Here is a 19,224-nt window from a genome sequence, read left to right as displayed (position 1 = left end):
CGGTCGGTGTTCCAGTCGATAACAGATCCGGTCTGGGGCTTCCTGACAACGCCCCTTAGTAGAAGGTAGTGCGCATGAATATCGATTCCACCTCGGTCTATGTCGGTCCCAACATCCATGCGAAAGAACCGCTGATCCGACTGACGGTAGACATCAACCCGACTTACGCCGAAACGCTGGATCGGTTGGGGCGCAGCACGCTGGATCAACTGCTGGCCGTTCTGCCGGGTTGGCGCGGCAATGACGCGGATGGCTGGCTGGCCGATGCGCAGGACAGCGGACGGTTTGACTTGGGCGACTTGCTGGCAGGTCTGGCACTGGAATTGCAGCGCACGGCGGGTCAGCGCGGCGATCTGGCATGGTCAGAACCCGATGCCCGACGCGACATGGTCCAGATTTTCTACAGCTTTGATTCCGAAGATATCGGGCTGGAAGCGGGCGAAGTTGCATGCGACCTGCTGGCCGCTATCGCCAATGCCCAGGGCGACGCCAAAGACGAATTGCAAGACCATGTCGATCGCTTCCTGCGCTATGCGGACAAACGCTCGCTTGGGCCTTCTGCGATGGAACTGGTCCGCGCAGCGGAAGCCCGTGACATCCCATGGTATCGCCTGAACGACGCCAGCCTGATTCAGGTCGGACAAGGCAAATACCAACAACGGATCGAGGCGGCGTTGACCAGCCAGACCCCCCATATCGCGGTCGAGCTGGCCTCGGACAAGAACATCTGCAACCAGTTGCTAAGCGATCTGGGCCTGCCGGTGCCGAAACAGCGTCTGGTCTATGACGCGGAAGAGGCCAAGGGCGCGGCTGACCGCATCGGCTATCCGGTCGTCATCAAGCCACTGGACGGCAACCATGGGCGCGGCGTAACCGTCAACATCACCGATGAAGCAGGGGTCGAAGCAGCCTTTGCCGTGGCCGAGGAAGAAGGCCGCGATGTCATCGTTGAAAGCATGATTTTGGGCGATGATCACCGCCTGCTGGTCGTGAATGGTGAACTGGTCGCCGCCGCCCGCCGCGTGCCCGGCCATGTCAAAGGCGATGGCAGCCACACAATCGCCCAGCTGGTCGAGATTGTGAACCGCGATCCGCGCCGTGGCGTCGGCCATGAAAACATGCTGACCCGGCTGGAACTTGACGCGCCGGCCCTGCGTCTGCTGGATGAACGCGGCTATACGCCCGACACGATCCCACCCGAGGGCGAAGAGGTTTATCTGCGCAAAACCGCCAATATCTCGACCGGTGGGACCGCTGTCGATGTGACCGACACGATTCACCCCGACAACAAGCTGATGGCAGAGCGGGCGATCAGGGCAATCGGACTGGATGTGGGCGCGGTCGATTTTCTGACAACCGACATTACCCGTAGCTATCGTGAAACCGGCGGCGCGATCTGCGAAGTCAATGCGGGGCCGGGCCTGCGAATGCACATCTCTCCGTCCGAGGGGAAGCCGCGTGATGTGGGGGGCAAGATCATGGACATGTTGTTCCCGCCGGGCAGTCAGGCGCGCGTGCCGATTGCAGCCCTGACCGGAACCAACGGCAAAACCACCTGCGCCCGAATGCTGGCCCATATCCTGAAAATGGCGGGGCATGTGGTTGGCCAGACATCGACCGATGCGGTCTATATCGACGGCAATGTCACGGTGAAGGGCGACATGACCGGCCCGGTCTCGGCCAAGATGGTTCTGCGCGATCCTTCGGTCGATATTGCGGTGCTGGAAACTGCGCGGGGCGGCATCGTGCGATCGGGCCTTGGCTATAACTTCTGCGATGTGGGCGCGGTGCTGAATGTCACCTCGGACCATCTGGGGCTTGGCGGGGTCGATACGCTGGACGGGCTGGCCAAAGTCAAGCGCGTCATCGCCGAGGTTACGCGCGGCACGGTCGTGCTGAACGCAGATAACGAATACACGTTGAAAATGGCGTCCTATTCGCCCGCCGAGCATATCCTGTATGTCACTCGCAATCCTGAACATGAACTGGTGCGCGAACATATCCGGTTGGGGAAACGCGCGGTTGTCTTGGAACAGGGCATGAACGGCGATCAGATCGTCATTTACGACAACGGCACCCAGATCCCGCTGATCTGGACCCACCTGATCCCCGCCACGCTAGAGGGTAAAGCCCTGCACAACGTCGAAAACGCGATGTTTGCCGGCGCCATGGCTTTTGCACTTGGGAAAACGCTGGATCAGATCCGCACCGGTCTGCGCACATTCGACAGCACGTTCTTCCAGTCGCCGGGACGGATGAACGTCTTTGATGAACACGGCTTCCGCGTCATTCTGGATTACGGCCATAACGAGGCTGCCATCGGCGCAATGGTCGATCTGGTGGACCGGCTGAAGCCGCGGGGCAAACGCATCGTCTGCGTCACCACCCCCGGCGACCGTCGCGACGAAGATGTGCGCGACATCGCGGCCAAGGTCGCGGGGCATTTCGACGTCTATATCTGCCACCGCGACGACAATGTCCGGGGCCGTGCGCCGGATGAAATGCCGCGCATCATGAAGACTGCCTTGGTGGAACTGGGCGTGCCGGAAGATGCCGTCATGATCATCGAAGAGGAACAAAAATCCCTTGCCGCCGCGCTTGAGATGGCTCAGCTGGACGATCTTGTGTTGTTCTTCTGCGACAACATCACCCGCTCGTGGAAGCAGATCATCAGCTTCACCCCCGCTTTCGAAAAGGAACCGGACGAGGACCGGGCAACGCGCCGTCTGCAGGACAGCTTTGACATTCCCGACGGATTTCAGGTTGTCACGGATGATCGCGGCGTCTTGATCACGCCCAGATCGTAACCTCGTCAGCCAAGGTTGATAATGACTTCTGCAAAGGCCTCTCGCATGGGGAACAAACCGAAGCTGGCCGTGATCGGCGGTCGGTTGGAAGATGATAACGATGCCGTCTATGCCGAGATGTCTCGCATGTCGGGTGGTCGGATTCTGGTTTTCCCGACGGCTTCTTCGGAACCGGAACTGGTGGGCGCCGAAACAGTCGAGGTGTTTCGGACGCATGGTTTCGATGCCATCATGGCCCCGCTATTCGGCGACGGCGCCGCCAGGGCGGCGCGTGATCCAGCCATCGTCCAGCTGGTTCGGGACTATGGCAGCGTGTTCTTTACCGGCGGTGATCAGGCGCTGATATCGAACGCGCTGGCCCCGAAAGGGGTGGAAAGCCCGGTTCTGTCTGCCATCCGGCAGGTGCACGCCGCAGGTGGCATGATCGCGGGATCATCCGCCGGGGCAGCGGTGATGTCCGAGGTGATGATCGAAGGCGGCACATCACTGGAAGCCGCAACCTATGGCGTTGTGACCGATCCCAATCGTCCGGGGCTGCTGATGGGCACCGGGCTTGGCTTTTTCCCCTGGGGCATTGTCGATCAGCATTTCATCAAACGCGGACGCTTTGGCAGGCTGATCGTCGCGCTGAACAACAGCGGCGCTCGGCGTGGCTTTGGCATCGACGAAAATACCGCATTGTTCGTGGATGGCACGCAAGCCCATGTCATTGGCGAATTCGGGGCCTTCGTGCTGGATATGAAGACGGCCAAGCGCGACAAACGCCGCCGCGCGGTCAGCAATATCAGCTTTTCCTATGTCGATGACGGCGACAGTATCGATCTGGACAGCATGATCGTGACCCCCGGCCCGGAAAAGCATCCGGTCGGGCGTCGTGACATCGCCTATCGTGCGCCGGCAAGATCGCTGCGCAATGTCTTTGGCGCCTATACGCTTTACGATCTTCTGGCCCGTCTGGTGCTGGGCGATCCCGAAACCTATCCGGCCGATCATGCCCGCGCCATCGAGCCCAAGGCCGGCTTCGCCACCACTGTGGAATTTGCCCGCACAGCGGAATCGCAAGTGCTGATGTTTGAACGGGACCGCGATTTCCGGATGACGGCCATCGACTTTCGTGCCGCAATGGGCACCCGCAAACTAAACTCACGGCAACTGGCGGCGAACCGCCGCAAAGCCTTGTCACGTGAATATGGCGTGAAGCCGGGGCGAAAGGCGCGCCTGATGCTGCTTGGGTCATCGCCTTTGCGTGGCGGGCCAGAGCTGATGGATCAGATCACCGCCCAGATTCAGGGACCGATCGGCATCATCGCCAGCGCCTCGGCCGATCCACGGCAGGAAGCACGGGGATTTATCCGCGCCTTTGCCGATCATGGAATCGAGGCCGAAGATTTCGGCATCACCATCGACAATGTCGAACGCCTGTCCCGCGACGCCGATCTGATCGAACGGATCGCGGGGCTGAAAACCATTCTGCTGACCGGGGGCAATCAGATTCGCCTGATCGAAACCCTGCTGCACCGGGGTGAGATCACGCCGGTTCTGACGGCTATCGCCCGCGCCCATGCCGCAGGTGGCACGATCATCGCGGTCAGCGGCGCTGCATCTGCGCTGTCAGGCTTTATGATTGCAGGCGGCACAAGTTACGAAGCCCTTCGCTTTGGCATCGCGTCGGATATGGGGCGTCGCGGGCTGGTCATGCAGGAGGGTCTGGGTGTGTTTGGCGCTGCAATCGTGGATCAGAACATGGCATCGTCCCGCCGCCTGGGCCGCCTGGCCGTCGCCTGTGCCGAAGAAGGCGTGCGTTACGGTCTTGGCATTCTGGAAGACAGCGGCGTCGTCTCCAATTATGACAATTCCAAGCTTACGGTCATGGGCGTGAATGGGGCTGTGCTGGTCGAGATTGATCTGGTCCTCACCGAACTTCAGGGGGACGACTTTACCGCCCCCGGCACGCGGCTGACCTTTGCCCTGCCCGGCGATGTCATCAACCTGAAAACCGGCAAAATCACGCGAACCGCGCCCGTGGAACAGGCCGCAGCCGCGTTGGACAATCTGGTCAATGACGTGATCGAGGATTGCTGCGGCGGTCTGGACAGCATTTCCAGCCCCGGCCATCCGATCGAATCCTATATCGCCCTGCGCTATTCGCCCGAAGGTGATGGCACAGGCCACCTTGATCTTCAAAGTATCCGCGACCGACACAGCTAAACCGATATTGCTTTCAGAAAGGAAGAAAGATGTATTTCGACGCTGAAACCCTGACGAAGCTCATCTCAGATCCCCAAACGGCGGAAAATGCCGCCCCTGCGATCGACGCGCTGAATAAACGCTTCACCTCGGCCCTGGCGGTTGTTCAGACGATCCTGTCACTTGGCAAGGGGCAAGAGGGCAGGCAGCAGGTCGAACAACAGGTTCAGGCGTTCCTTGACGCCGCCAAGATCGAGCAGCGCGACCTGCCCCCCAGCAACAAGCTGATCGAAGCTGCGATGCTGTCGGAAGATGGCGATACCATCGCCGTTTTGAACAAGGCCTGCGCGGACTATTACGAAGTCGAAGTCTTTTCACTTGGCGACGCCTTGACACCGCCGCCCGCCAGCGACGAATAGGGCTGCCCGCTGGCCAACGGCCCGCTTTTCCCGATCTCTGGGAAAAGCGGCACAGATATGCGGCCCTCATCCCGGGCCGTCATCAATCACCTTCGGGCTGGACTAACTGCCCGAAATTTGACGTGATGAGCCGGTATCCTATTCGGGCCTGTCCGGTTCATGCCTCAACTGACCTTGCGCCAGATCGAAGTCATTCGGGCGGTCGTGCTGACCGGCACGATCACGGGTGCTGCGCGGATGCTGAACGTCTCGGCCCCCGGCATCAGCCGGCTGGTCAAACATACCGAGGAGTCGCTGGGCCTGCGGCTGTTCGAGCGGCGCGGCAGCGTCTATGTTCCCGCGACCGAGGCCACCGCGATTTTCGACCAGATCGGACGGGTTTTCAGGGGGGTCGAAAACCTGAATCGCGCAGTGGGCTCCTTGCAGCGCGGCGAGGCGGTTGACCTGTCATTCGCCTCGGCGCCATCGGTGGCGCAATTCATCGCGGCGCGGGCCGTGCGGTCGGTGCGGCAGAGATATCCGGATCTGTTCATCGACATGAACATCCTGAAGATTGAGGAAACCATCGACTATCTGATGCTGGATCGCGGAGAGTTCGTGCTGATGAGCAGCGCGGTCGAGAATGCCGGGATCAGCAATGACATCGCCGCGCAAGGACGTCTGGCCGCTATCGTCCCCGAGGGGCACGAGTTGGCGGATCGCAGCGAAGTGTCGGTCCATGACCTGATCCGCTATCCCATGATCGGCGTCGATCCCGGCGATCCCTATGGTCAGGTTTGCGCCTATCCGCTGCAACAGGCGGGCCTGCCGGTCCGCTACTCCATGCGCGGGCGTTTCGCGCAGACCGTGGTCAGCCTGGTTCGCCATGGCCTGGGTGTGGCGGTCATTGACGAATTTTCAGTGGCCGAACTTTACATGCCCGGCGTGGTCCGGCTGCACCTGACCGAGGACGCGCCGATCACCATTTACATCGTGACCAAAACCGGTCGGGTTCTGTCCCCCTTTGCCGAATTCGCGATCCAGCAATTGCGGCGGGAACTGAAACGTGCCACCGAATCGCGCCCGTGGGAGCAGAAGCAGGCCCGCCAGAGCCCTTAAATTAACATCATGTTAATGATCGTGATGAATTTGTATTTGCCGTAAAGGCATGATGTCGGGAAAGATAGCTTCCACGGAGGCTGCGGGTTCTTTGGAGTCAGGGAGGAAGCAATGAAAAACACTTTCGTAAAACTCGCGGCTGCTTTTGCGGTGACAACCGGCGTCATGGGCGGCGCGGCGTTTGCACAGGATTATCCAGCCAAGGAAATTCAGGGCATCATTCAATGGGGTGCTGGCGGATCAACAGATACGGTCATGCGCACCGTTACCCCCCATGCCGAAGAGGTGTTGGGCGGCACTGTCGTGATGAAAAACATGACCGGCGGTGTCGGCGCGATTGCCACCAAATTCGTCTATGCCCAGCAACCCGATGGCTACACGCTGTTGATGGGCGCGGAAAACCCGCTGCTTTACAAGGTCATGGGGCTGGGCGACGTAGACTATTCCGAGTTCATTCCGATCAACATTCTGGCCCGTGGCGTGCCGATTCTGGTTGCCAATAACGACGCGCCCTTCGATGACTTCGCGGGCATGGTCGCGCATATTCAGGCGAACCCGAACACGGTCAAATTCGGCTCTACCGGCCCTGGCGGGCTGGCATCTGTCGTGACGGCGATGCTGAAATCCAAAACCGATCTGCAAGTGACCGAGGTCCCCTATGACGGCGACGGCCCGGCACTGACCGCGCTGCAAGGTGGCGCGATCGACGTCATGCCCGCCGTTCTGGGTGCCGCCATCGAAGGCATCAAGGGTGGCCGGATGAAGGCCATCTCACTGGTCAACGATCAGCCGTCCGAGGCCCTGCCCGATCTGGCAGCGCTTGGCCAGAGCAACCCCGAATATGCCGACTACCTGCCTTGGGGGCCTTTCTTTGGCGTCTTCGTCAAGAACGGCACCCCGGATGATGTCGTCGCCAAACTGACCGAGGCCTATGCCGCCGGTGCGCAAAACGAAGACTTCGTCAAGCTGATGACCGAACGCGGCTATATCATTGAAAGCCTGTCCGGGCAGCCCGCCGCCGACTTCCTGAACAACTGGCAGTCGGTCACGGCATGGCTGATTCAGGATGCCGGACTGGCAAAGGTGTCACCGGAAGATTTCGGCATTCCGCGCCCCTGACATCATTCCGCCCCGGCCAGTGATCCGGGGCGGTTCCATTCTGATCGGCGGGAGGAACGGTCATGCACGACAAACGCAAGCGCAGCGCAGGAGAGTTGGGCTTCAACGGCCTGCTGTTTCTGGGCAGTCTGATACTGCTATGGAATGCTTACAAGATTTCCGGCTTTGAATCGCTTAGCTCACCCGGCTCGTTGCCGATGGCGGTTGCTTTTGCGATGGTCGTCAGTTCCGGCCTGATCCTGTTGGAAAACTTCCGCACACCGGACCGCGACGGCACCGTGTTTCTTCGGGACATCCTGCCGCCGGTCATCATCGTGATGATGCTGTTCATCGCCGGATACGCCGTGCTGCTGGTGCCGCTAGGCTTTCTGCCGACCTCTTTCCTGTTTCTGTTCCTGTCGATCCTTTACCTGCAACGTGGCGGCCTGGTTTTCGCGGTCTCGGTGTCGCTGTTCGCACTGATCTGCGTCTACGTCGTGTTCCGCGTGATCTTTACCGTCCTGATGCCCGCCGGAATCGTCCCCGAGGGCGAAATTCTTGCCGCCATCGGGCGTTTCTTCGGGGGAGCGAACTGATGCAGGCGCTGGAATATTTCCTGATCCCCTGGCTGGACCTGAAACTGTTGTTTCTGGTCGCGGCGGGAACCTTCGCCGGCATCTATATCGGGGCAATTCCCGGTCTGTCAGTGACGATGGCGGTGTCGATCCTGATCGGCTTTACCTTCACCTGGGACGTTTACCCTGCACTGTGTCTGATGGTGGGCATATTCATGGGTGGCGTTTATGGCGGGTCGCGCACGGCGATTCTGCTGAACATTCCGGGCGCGCCAGCGGCGATTGCGACGGCGATGGACGGCTACCCTCTGGCGCAAAAGGGGCTTGCCGGCGAAGCCATCGGCATTGCAACCGTCATGTCCTTTGTCGGCGGCCTCATCGGTATTGCCGTGCTGGCCATCGCAGCCCCGACCGTCAGCGAATTTGCCCTGACCTTTCAGCCGCGCGATTACATGCTGCTGGCGCTGCTGGGCATCCTGCTGGTCGGGTCGCTGTCGGGCGAAAGCCTGATCAAGGGCATCTTTGCCGGGGCCATGGGCCTGTTGATCGGCACGGTGGGGATGGACCCGCTGACCGCCGAGGAACGCTTTACCTTTGGCTTTACCCAACTTTGGGGCGGCATCAGTTTTATCGCCGTGATGATCGGCATGTTCGGCGTGTCCGAGGCGCTGGCCCAGCTGCATCATATCGACAAGCAGGCGGTAAAGCAGAAAATCGGGCGCATCGTGCCCAACTGGTCGTCGGTTCGCAAATACCTGCCGCTGTCGCTGCAGACATCATCCATCGGCGTCATCATCGGCGCGTTGCCCGGAACCGGTGGCGATATTGCGGCGCTGATGGCCTATGACCATGCCAAGCGCGTCACCAAAAACCCCGAGGTGCCCTTTGGCCAGGGCGCAAAGGAAGGCCTGGTTGCCCCTGAAACCGCCAATAACGCAGCCGTGGGTGGCGCATTCATTCCCATGCTGACGCTGGGCATTCCCGGCGATGCCGTCACCGCCATCATGATCGGGGCGCTGTTCATCCACGGACTGAACCCCGGCCCGATGCTGATGATCGACCAGCCGCAGATGTTCTGGTTCATTACCGGCGCACTGATGCTGGCCAATATCTTCATGCTGATCTTTGGCCTGACGGGCATCCGCATCTTTACCAAGATCGTGGAAATGCCGCGTTCGGTCCTGATCCCGTTGATCCTGCTCTTGTCCATCGTCGGCTCTTACGCGGTCAACAACTCGATCACGGATGTCTACTGGATGCTGGCCTTTGGTGTGCTGGGTTATTTCATGAAGACCTATGGTTATCAGCTGGGACCGGTCATTCTGGGGGTCATCCTGTCGCGACTTCTGGACGACAACTGGCGCCGCGCGATTCTGTCCGAAAACGGCAGCCTTGCGGGCCTGTTCAAAGGCATCCTGACCAGCCCGCTGTCATTGGTTCTGTTTACAATGGTCGTGCTGATCTTTGTCAGCCAGACCCCGGTCTGGCGGCGTCTGCGGCGCAAGGCCGGGATCCCGGCAACGTCGCATGATCAGGACACCACCGGCTCTGGCGCATAAGGAAAGACGCTGATGAAAACCTCGATCGCGACTGTTTCGATTGCCGGAAACCTGCGCGAAAAGCTGGCGGCAATTGCCGATGCCGATTTCGACGGGCTGGAAATATTCGAGCAGGATTTCCTGCAAGACGCCGCCAGCCCGCGCGAAGTCGGCCAGATGGTCCGCGATCACGGGCTGGAGGTGATGCTATATCAGCCTTTCCGCGATTTCGAAGGGCTGCCCGAACCTTTGCGTACCCGCGCCTTTGACCGCGCACGGCACAAGTTCGACCTGATGGCGGAATTGGGGGCGGAACAGATGCTGATCTGTTCGTCGATCCATCCGCAGGCCCTCGGCGGCATCGACCGTGCCGCCGACGATCTGGCCGAACTGGCCGGGATCGCGGCGGAACGGGGCCTGCGCCTTGGATACGAGGCATTGGCCTGGGGGCGCCATGTCAACGATCATCGCGACGCATGGGAAATCGTGCGCCGCGCCGATCAGCCAAACCTTGGCCTGATCCTTGACAGTTTTCACACGCTAAGCCGCAAGATCGACCCGGAAACGATCCGCCGCATTCCCGGCGACAAGATATTTTTCGTCCAACTGGCCGACGCGCCATTGATCGACATGGACCTGTTGTATTGGTCACGCCATTTCCGCAACATGCCCGGCGAAGGCGATCTGCCAGTGGTCGATTTCATGCGAGCCGTCACCGCAACGGGCTATGCTGGCCCGCTGTCGCTGGAAATCTTCAACGACCAGTTCCGGGGCGGCAGTCCGCATGGCATCGCTCGTGACGGGCACCGGTCGCTGATCTGGCTGATGGATCAGGTCCGCCGGGCAGAACCGGCACTGACGGTCGATCTGCCCGCGATCCCCGAAAACATCCGCGTTCAGGGGGTCGAGTTCATCGAATTCGCCTCGAATGCTGCCGAGGCGCCGGCATTGGAAGCCGCGTTGCGCCAGATGGGGTTCCACCGCGAAGGCCAGCATCGCAATAAATCGGTCACCGTCTGGAAACAGGGCGATATTCGGATCGTGCTGAATACCGAGGAAACCGGCTTCGCCCACAGTTTCTTTCTGAACCACGGCACCGGCGTTTGCGATATCGGCCTGCGGGTCGAGGACGCTCAGGCGACCACGGCACGCGCCGCCGCGCTGGATGCGACGCTGTTTCACCAGCCGCTTGGTCCGGGCGAACTGGACATTCCCGCCATTCGCGGCGTCGGCGGCTCGATCCTGCATTTCATTGACGAAAAAAGCGGGCTGGATGACGTCTGGCAGGTCGAGTTCCAGTCGACGGAGCAGGCGGCGCATGATTTCGGCCTGACCCGTGTCGACCATTTGGCCGAAACGATGAATTACGACGAAATGCTAAGCTGGACGTTGTTCTACAGTTCGATCTTTGATCTGCAACGTCTCCCGATGATCGACGTGATCGACCCTGACGGGTTGGTGCGCAGTCAGGCAATTGCCAGCCCCGATGGCAGCACCCGCATCACGCTGAACGGCGCGCAATCGCATCGCACATTGGCGGGCGGTTTTCTGGTCGACAGCATGGGATCGGCGGTGCAGCATATTGCACTGGCGTCAAAGGATATTTTCGCCAGTGCCCAGCGGATGGCCAGCGCCGGATTTCAGCCCCTGCCGATTCCCGAAAACTATTACGACGATCTGCGGGCGCGATATGGCCTTGATGATGATGACATCACCCGGTTGCGGCGCTGGAACATCCTGTATGAAGCCGACGACGATGGCCGCGCTTTTCTGCAATTCTATGGCCGACCGCTGCAAAACGGTCTGTTTTTTGAAATTGTCGAGCGCCGCGGCGGGTATGAGGGTTATGGCGCACTGAACGCCCCTTTCCGGATTGCAGCATTGAAACGTCTGATGCGCGGCAAAGCCATTCCACGCGCCTAGACCCCAGCAGAGAGAGACGCGGATGATTTCCGGTTACACCAAGGTTCTGGCACATATCGGCGTTCCGACCGAAAGTTTCAAAGCGCCGATGATCTACAATCCCTATTTCGAGGCCAAGGGTATAGACGCCGTGGTCGTCCCGATGGGCTGCGAGGTCGAAGACTTCACGAACTTCATGCCGCTTGTGGCGCGGTTGCGCAATTTCGCGGGCGCGCTGATCACCATGCCGCACAAGGTCAAGGTGGTCGAGCTGCTGGATGAGGTCAGTCAGGCCGTGCGGATCTGCGGCGCCTGCAATGCCGTCAAGCGTGGCGCTGATGGCCGCCTGATCGGCGATATGTTCGATGGCGAAGGCTTCGTTCGCGGCGTGATCCGCAAAGGCCGCAAGGTCGAGGGAGGATCGGCGCTGGTCGTCGGCACCGGCGGCGTCGGATCGGCCATTGCGGCGTCGCTGGCGGGGGCGGGCGCAACCCGTCTGGCGCTTTATGACATCAACAGTGGATCGGCCGAAAGGCTGGCCCGAAACATCCGCGCCGCATGCCCGCAGATCGAGGTCACGACCGGCAGCAACGATCCCGCGGGCTTTGACATCGTCGTCAACGCCACCCCAATGGGCATGTCGCCGGGTGATCCGATGCCGATGCCGGTTGATCGCATCGACGCCAGCACTTTCGTTGGTGAGGTGGTGATGAAAAGCGAAGAAACCGCCTTTCTTGCCGCTGCCAAGATGCGGGGCTGCATGACACAGGTGGGCACCGACATGCTGTTCGAACAGATCCCGGCCTATCTGCAATTCTTCGGCTTCCCGACCACCACGGCGGATGAGTTGCGCGAACTGGCCACGATCCGGTATTGAGCGGAAACAGGCAGGCACCCGTCGGGATGCCTGCCGGATATGTCAGGGCTGAAAGCGGTTAGCGGCGCAGGGCCTTTGCTTCCTTCCGGCGGGCATGCAGGGCCGGTTCGGTATAACCGGACGGCTGCTTGGTGCCGGTAAAGATCAGATCTTCCGCGGCCTTGAAGGCCGGTCCGTCGAAATCAGGGGCCATCGGGAAATAATTCGGATCTCCCGCATTCTGGCTGTCCACTTTCGCCGCCATGCGGCGCAACGCGTCCTGAACCTGATCCTTCGTGATCAGGCCCTGCTCCAGCCAGTTGGCCATGTATTGCGCGCTGATCCGGCAGGTCGCACGATCCTCCATCAGCTGCACATCGTCGATATCGGGCACCTTGGAACAACCGATGCCCTGATCGACCCAACGGACGACATAGCCAAGGATGCCCTGACAGCTGTTGTCCACTTCGCGCAGGATATCTTCGCGCGACATGGGCGTATCGCCGACCAGCGCGGGCGTCAGCAGGATGTCCAGATCGGGAACCGGCTTGCCCGCCAGCTGGTCCTGCACATCGGCGACGTTGACCATATGGTAATGCATCGCGTGCAATGTTGCGGCGGTCGGGCTGGGCACCCATGCGGTATTCGCGCCAGCCTTCGGATGCCCGATCTTGACCTGCAACATTTCGGCCAGCGCGTCGGGCTTGGCCCACATGCCCTTGCCGATCTGCGCCTTGCCGCGCATCCCCGCAGCCAGACCGATCAGCACGTTGCGATCCTCATAGGCAGACAGCCACCCCGCCTGACGCATCCCGTCACGCCCGACAAAGGCGCCCGCCTGCATCGATGTGTGAATCTCATCGCCCGTGCGATCGAGAAAACCGGTATTGATGAACACGATGCGGTTGCGGATCGCGTTGATCGAAGCGGCAAGGTTGGCGCTGGTGCGACGTTCCTCATCCATCAGGCCCAGCTTGACGGTGTTTTGCGGCAGGCCCAGCACCTGTTCGACCTTGGTAAAGACGCGGTCGGCAAAAGCGGCCTCGTCCGGGCCGTGCATTTTCGGCTTCACCACATAGACGGAACCCGCGCGGCTGTTGCCCAGACCTTCGCTGCGGTTCAGATCGTGGATGGCGGCGGCAACCGTGACCATCGCATCCATCAACCCTTCGGGCGTTTCCTGCCCGTTCAGTTTGACCGCATCGGTGGTCATCAGATGGCCCACATTACGCACCAGCAGCAGCGCACGCCCCGGCAGGATGACCGTGCTGCCATCGGGCGCTGATATGATACGATCATCGGCCAGACGGCGGGTCATCGTCTTGCCGCCCTTGTCAAAGCTTTCGGTCAGATCACCCTTCATCAAACCCAGCCAGTTGGCATAAACGCCGACCTTGTCTTCGGCGTCCACCGCAGCAACGCTGTCTTCGCAATCCTGAATGGCGGTCAATGCCGCCTCCATCACCACATCGCGCAGGCCCGATTTCGAGGCAGCGCCAATGGGATGGTCGGAGTTGATGACCAGTTCCACATGCAACCCGTTATGGCGCAGGACATATCCGGTATCCTTGCCGGCCTGACGCGTGCCGACAAAAGCCGACGGGTCTTTCAGCGCGACATCCTTGCCATCGACGGTCGCGTGCAAGCCGTCCGGGTCCGCCCGGTATCCGGTCACGTCAGCATGGCTGCCGAATGTCAGCGGGAAAGTGTCGTCAAGAAACTTCGCCGCCCAGACAACGACCTTGTCACGGCGCGCAGGATCAATGCCGCCACCAGCCGGGGGCGGTCCCATCACATCCGACCCATAGGCGGCATCATACAGCGACCCCCAACGGGCGTTGGCAGCGTTCAGCGCAAAGCGTGCATTGCTGACCGGAACGACAAGCTGCGGCCCGGCAACCGACGCGATCTCTGGGTCAACATTCCCGTTGTCGATGGCAAATGCGGCAGGTTCCGGGACCAGATAGCCGATCCGGGTCAGGAAGTCGCGATAGGCAGAGGCGTCCCATTCCTGATTTCCACGGGCCTTGTGCCACTCATCGATCTTGGTCTGCAACTCTTCGCGGCGGGCCAGAAGATCGCGATTCTCACCCACGAAATCATTCAGCAACTCTGCATAACCCGACCAGAAGCGATCCGCCTCGACACCCGTTCCGGGCAGCAGCTGGTTTTCGACAAAGGTCGCAAATTCTGTGGCAACTTCAAGGCCATGCCTGGTCGTATATGCAGTATCGCTCATCACAGATCTCCTCTTCCACCGCTTTGGACGGGACGCGCGACATCCCCGAATCCGGTATACCTTGGGGTACAATATGGCGCTCTGCATATGCGAGACAATGTGATTTTCCAAGATCGTTTGGAATACTTTTCCATTTTTGGGAATAATAACCAGCCCAATGACAGGGACGGCAAAAGCGGCGGATTTGGCGGATCTGACGTCGTTATGATCACGGGTGATCTCACTGTGTGGGGCCAAGCCGAAATTTGCTGACCGAACTATGGCGCTTGGCAGACGATCGGCGGAACCTCGCTAAATTCTTTCAATCTGTCACAATGCGTGAACAATTTCCGATTAAGGCGGTTATCTGATCAAGCGCACCATACCGTGCGCCCATAAAGACGGACACAAGGAGTTCTGAATGTATCGTCATATCGCACTCGCACTGGGGATCGCCCTGACCGCCCCGGCAGCTTTCGCACAAACTGCCGCGCAGGCCCCTGCACAGGCTCCGCAGGCAACCGCGATCGACCCGTCTCAGGCTTATCTGGCCGCGCGCAATCAGCTGGGAATCCTGAAGCATTGCCAGGAGCAGGGCTTTACCGGCGCCGAAGCCGTTGCCGCGCAGGAAAAGATGCTGGGCATGCTGCCCCCAGGTGACGCCGATGCGGGCACCGCAGCCGAGGAAAAGGGCGCCGCAGGCACCGTCGCCATCGGCGAAACCGAAATCGCCTTGGCCGATGCCGCTTCCCAGCAGGGCACCACGGTCGAAGCGCAGTGCAAACAAATTGAAGCCGCCGTCAATCAGGTCGCAGCACAGCTGCCCGAGGGATAATCGGCACCGTCATATTGAGTATGCCTGTAGCAAAGCGGGGCGGCCAAACGCCGTCCCGCTTTTTGTAAGGTTTAGGATCTGACCCCTATCTTGAATTTTTGGCGTATTTTTGCCTGCCCATCTTTTGACACAAGGAACGAAGACTTCTCCTTCGTCATCGTTTCACCATGCCGTTTCCGATCACCCGAAGTCATTTGAGTTCCATCAGGATTCCAGAGTTCAGCGGCAGTTCGATCATTTTTGATCATTACCGGGCTCATAACCGAACCACGACGAGCCAGGCCGCAGCAACACCGAGCCACCTCGAAAACCGCCTTTTGACGTTAAACCTCACTCTGGTTAAGTCCATCAGGCATTTCCATGTATCATCGATAATGAGCCTGTTGAGCAAAGCTTTAGCAACAAAATGGCGGCCCAATGGACCGCCATTCTCTCTTCCCTGATCACACCATCAGATTGGATGATCCCCTGTCGCGTCAATCACGCGGGTGGGCAGGCCCATGTCGCCCAACAGCTCCAGGAACGGCCGCGCGGGCAACTCTTCGACATTGACCATTTTCTTCACATTCCAGATGCCGCGGGCGATCAGCACGGCAGCGGCCACGGGCGGCACACCGGCGGTATAGCTGATGCCCTGACTGCCGACCTCGTTGAACGCATCCTTGTGGTCGGCGACGTTGTAGACGAACACCTCGGCTTCCTTGCCGTCCGGGCCTTTGCCCTTGACCAGATCGCCGATGCAGGTCTTGCCGGTATAGTTGGGTGCCAGGCTGGCCGGATCGGGCAGCACGGCCTTGACCAGTTTCAGCGGAACCACCTCTTGCCCCTCGGCGGTTTTCACCGGCTGTTCGGACAGCAGGCCAAGGCTTTGCAGCACGGTGAACACGTTGATGTAGTGATCGCCGAACCCCATCCAGAAACGAACGTCCGCCGTCTTGTAGCGGGCCGACAGGCTGTGAACCTCATCATGACCGGACAGATAGGCCTTCTGCTTGCCGACGACGGGCAGATCCCATTCGCGGCCCACCTCGAACATCTTGTTTTCAGTCCACTTGCCGCCCTGCCACGCATAGACGGTGCCGGTAAACTCGCGGAAATTGATCTCGGGGTCGAAATTCGTGGCGAAATAACGGCCATGCGAACCGGCGTTGATATCGACAATGTCGATGCTGTCGATCTTGTCGAAATACTCATCCTCGGCAAAGCGGGCATAGGCGTTCACCACGCCCGGATCGAAACCGGCGCCCAGAATGGCGGTGATGCCCGCCTTGGCCACATCATCGCGACGCCGCCATTCGTAGTTCCCATACCAGGGTGGCGTTTCGCAAACCTTGGCCGGGTCTTCGTGGATCGCGGTGTCGATATAGGCTGCACCGGCGCGGATACAGCCTTCCAGAACCGTCATATTCACAAAAGCCGTGCCCACATTGATGACGATCTTCACGTCCAGCTTTTCGATCAGCGCCGCCACCGCCGCCGAATCCATCGCGTCCAGCGTGTGGCTGGTAAAGGGCATCTTGTGCCCCTTTTCGCGCAACGAGGCGATGATCGCATCCGCCTTGGATTTCGTCCGGTTCGCAATATGCAGATCGCCGAATTCGGCAGCCTGCTGTGCGACCTTGTGTGCGACAACTTGCGCGACGCCACCCGCGCCGATGATGAGGACGTTCTTTCTGGCCAATTCCGACTCCTTTATCGTGTCAGGGGCACAAGTTGGTGCCTTAGGAAAGGCTGCGCTTGTAATCGTCATAGGGGAATTCACGAACCAGACGGATCGTTCCATCTTCTTCGCGGATCGCGATGGACGGCATCGCCACACCGTTGAACCAATTTTTCTTGACCATCGTATAACCGGCGGCATCCGCTATGCTGATCCGGTCCCCGATTTGAAGCGGTCGGACGAACCGTCCATCGCCGAAGATGTCACCGGCAAGACAGGTCTTGCCCGCGATCTGGTATTCGTGATCCCCGTCCTGCGGCAGCTTGGCGGTTTCGCGATAGATCAGCAGGTCGAGCATATGCGCCTCGATACTGCTGTCGACGATGGCGACATCCTTGCCGTTATTGATGATGTCCAGCACCGACACCTCTAGCGACGTGGTTTTGGTGATGCTGGCCTCACCCGGTTCAAGATAGGCCTGAACGCCGAATTTTTCCTGAAACGCCTTCAGCCGGTCGGCCAGCTTGTCCAACGGATAATCTTCGCCGGTAAAGTGGATGCCGCCGCCAAGACTGACCCAATCCAGCCGTTGCAAAATGTCGCCAAATTCAGCTTCGATGCGCGTCAACTGATGATCGAACAGGTCGAAATCGCCGTTTTCGCAATTATAATGGATCATCACGCCGCTGATGCGATCCATGGCCGCTTCCAGTCGCGAAATATCCCATTCCCCAAGCCGCGAAAACGGTCGCGCGGGATCGGCCAGATCAAAGCCGCTGGTCGAAAAGCGCGGGTTCAGGCGCAGGCCCGTGGTGATACCCTTGGCTTTGTCACCAAAGCGGTCAAGCTGCGACAGGCTGTTGAAAATGATCTTGTCGGCATAGCTGATCGCTTCGTCGATTTCATGGTCAGCCCAGGCGACGGAATAGGCATGGGTTTCCTTGCCGAATTCCTCGTGCCCCAAACGCAACTCGAACAGCGAGGATGAGGTTGTTCCATCCATGAAGTCGCGCATGAAATCGAAGGCCGACCATGTGGCAAAGCATTTCAGTGCCAGCAAAGCCTTGGCCCCTGACCGTTCGCGCAGATAAGCAACCTTTTCCATGTTGCCGCGCAACTTGGCGATGTCGATCAGGTAAAAGGGCGTTTGCAGTTCGCTCATCCAGCTTCCTCGCGTCGGGCGCAAAACAAGAAAGGCACGATATAGCCATCGCACCCATCTTTCGCAAGAAAAGCCATAAGCATGGTGTCGGTTTGATGACAGTTCGGCCTACAGCTTGCGGTCAGAATTGCGGTCAGAACTGTGCTCGTGGATGCCGCGACATCACCAGATCATGCACCGTGACAGTGTTCTGACCCGGCGATTGCAAGATCAAATCCAGCCACGCCCTGTCCACCGCCCGAGGAGAAATATCGGCATAGGCAAGATCAAATTCGGCCAGACGCAAGGCACCCTGCCCGTCGATGGGCTCGCCCAATTGACGCAGTATTTTCGCCGTATTCGGCCCCTGAACCAGATTAAGCCGCGCATAGACAATAATTGATGCCGTGGCGCTGAACGCGCCATCAACCCGCAGAACATGAAAAGGGCCAAGATCGGCCAGTAGTTCATCCGGCAGATTCATCGACACGGACAGATATTCGCCGCCGAAATCGCGCCCCTCGAATTGCAGGGCGTAGTCAGGGTTTCCCAGACCGACAAGCTGTCGCAGGCTTAATGCACAGTCCGGGCAATCGTGCCAAAGGGTCAGTTCTGGCCCGAAACCACATCCGACCTGAGGCTTCTCCAGAATGGCCGGCTGTATCGTGCCGGACAGTGACACAGGCCGCCACTGCCAATCGGTCCCGGGATTCACGGCTGGCAGTCCATGTGCAGTTTCAATGCGGCGCATGACAGAGCGGTCTGCGACTACACGCCCCTGCCCAGCAACCCTCTGCCCGGCTGCGTCAGAGCGTCTGCGTTGCCAAAGCCTGTTCCAGCCCAATGCTTTCATCCTTTGCCCATGCCATCCCGTCATTGACGGCGGTCCA

General features: G+C 59.7%; 14 protein-coding genes. 10 read left to right on the top strand and 4 right to left on the bottom strand.

Going from position 1 to position 19,224, the window contains the following annotated elements:
• Window positions 1-74 precede the first annotated feature (74 nt).
• The 9 genes from cphA to H4P12_RS07480 all read left to right on the top strand — a co-directional run bounded on the left by cphA (window position 75) and on the right by H4P12_RS07480 (window position 12,501).
• A complete protein-coding gene (cphA, locus tag H4P12_RS07520) occupies window positions 75-2,807 on the top strand; it encodes a cyanophycin synthetase (protein ID WP_187793037.1) in 2,733 nt (910 codons plus the stop codon).
• 45 nt (window positions 2,808-2,852) lie between these two features.
• Window positions 2,853-5,015, top strand: a complete 2,163-nt coding sequence (locus H4P12_RS07515) for a cyanophycinase (RefSeq protein WP_187793036.1) — start codon at window positions 2,853-2,855, stop codon at window positions 5,013-5,015.
• A gap of 29 nt (window positions 5,016-5,044) precedes the next feature.
• The gene (locus tag H4P12_RS07510) at window positions 5,045-5,413 is read left to right on the top strand and encodes a hypothetical protein (RefSeq protein ID WP_187793035.1); all 369 of its coding nucleotides are present in this window, start codon (window positions 5,045-5,047) and stop codon (window positions 5,411-5,413) included.
• Window positions 5,414-5,572: 159 nt separating this feature from the next.
• Complete coding sequence (locus H4P12_RS07505; RefSeq protein ID WP_187793034.1) at window positions 5,573-6,511, top strand: LysR family transcriptional regulator; 939 nt, start codon at window positions 5,573-5,575, stop codon at window positions 6,509-6,511.
• Between the two features lie 111 nt (window positions 6,512-6,622).
• Complete coding sequence (locus tag H4P12_RS07500; protein ID WP_187793033.1) at window positions 6,623-7,630, top strand: Bug family tripartite tricarboxylate transporter substrate binding protein; 1,008 nt, start codon at window positions 6,623-6,625, stop codon at window positions 7,628-7,630.
• Between the two features lie 62 nt (window positions 7,631-7,692).
• Window positions 7,693-8,205: a tripartite tricarboxylate transporter TctB family protein gene (locus H4P12_RS07495; RefSeq protein ID WP_187793032.1), complete on the top strand. Its 513-nt coding sequence runs from the start codon at window positions 7,693-7,695 to the stop codon at window positions 8,203-8,205.
• Window positions 8,205-9,743: a tripartite tricarboxylate transporter permease gene (locus H4P12_RS07490; protein ID WP_187793031.1), complete on the top strand. Its 1,539-nt coding sequence runs from the start codon at window positions 8,205-8,207 to the stop codon at window positions 9,741-9,743. The genes H4P12_RS07495 and H4P12_RS07490 overlap by 1 nt, the downstream gene beginning before the upstream one ends.
• Before the next feature lie 12 nt (window positions 9,744-9,755).
• Window positions 9,756-11,645, top strand: a complete 1,890-nt coding sequence (locus H4P12_RS07485; RefSeq protein WP_187793030.1) for a bifunctional sugar phosphate isomerase/epimerase/4-hydroxyphenylpyruvate dioxygenase family protein — start codon at window positions 9,756-9,758, stop codon at window positions 11,643-11,645.
• 22 nt (window positions 11,646-11,667) lie between these two features.
• Window positions 11,668-12,501 (top strand): shikimate dehydrogenase family protein, encoded by an 834-nt coding sequence (locus H4P12_RS07480; RefSeq protein WP_187793029.1) that lies wholly within the window; start codon window positions 11,668-11,670, stop codon window positions 12,499-12,501.
• A 58-nt stretch (window positions 12,502-12,559) separates the two neighbouring features.
• On the opposite strand, the gene H4P12_RS07475 is transcribed toward H4P12_RS07480, so the two are convergent.
• Window positions 12,560-14,719, bottom strand: coding sequence for a malate synthase G (locus tag H4P12_RS07475; protein ID WP_187793028.1), 2,160 nt, complete (start codon window positions 14,717-14,719; stop codon window positions 12,560-12,562).
• 400 nt (window positions 14,720-15,119) lie between these two features.
• Between H4P12_RS07475 and H4P12_RS07470 the strand changes: the two genes are divergently transcribed.
• The gene (locus H4P12_RS07470; RefSeq protein ID WP_187793027.1) at window positions 15,120-15,533 is read left to right on the top strand and encodes a pore-forming ESAT-6 family protein; all 414 of its coding nucleotides are present in this window, start codon (window positions 15,120-15,122) and stop codon (window positions 15,531-15,533) included.
• A 451-nt stretch (window positions 15,534-15,984) separates the two neighbouring features.
• On the opposite strand, the gene H4P12_RS07465 is transcribed toward H4P12_RS07470, so the two are convergent.
• The 3 genes from H4P12_RS07465 to H4P12_RS07455 all read right to left on the bottom strand — a co-directional run bounded on the left by H4P12_RS07465 (window position 15,985) and on the right by H4P12_RS07455 (window position 19,187).
• Window positions 15,985-17,214, bottom strand: a complete 1,230-nt coding sequence (locus tag H4P12_RS07465) for a saccharopine dehydrogenase family protein (RefSeq protein ID WP_246449040.1) — start codon at window positions 17,212-17,214, stop codon at window positions 15,985-15,987.
• 40 nt (window positions 17,215-17,254) lie between these two features.
• Complete coding sequence (gene nspC / locus H4P12_RS07460; RefSeq protein ID WP_187793025.1) at window positions 17,255-18,355, bottom strand: carboxynorspermidine decarboxylase; 1,101 nt, start codon at window positions 18,353-18,355, stop codon at window positions 17,255-17,257.
• 133 nt (window positions 18,356-18,488) lie between these two features.
• Window positions 18,489-19,187, bottom strand: a complete 699-nt coding sequence (locus H4P12_RS07455; RefSeq protein ID WP_246449164.1) for a DUF6478 family protein — start codon at window positions 19,185-19,187, stop codon at window positions 18,489-18,491.
• Window positions 19,188-19,224: the final 37 nt, after the last annotated feature.

The sequence above is a fragment of the Paracoccus amoyensis genome (genome assembly GCF_014490725.1).
In the GTDB taxonomy this organism is placed as follows: domain Bacteria; phylum Pseudomonadota; class Alphaproteobacteria; order Rhodobacterales; family Rhodobacteraceae; genus Paracoccus; species Paracoccus amoyensis.
Note: the sequence above shows the minus strand (reverse complement) of the source record. Positions and strands in the feature narration are given on the sequence as shown.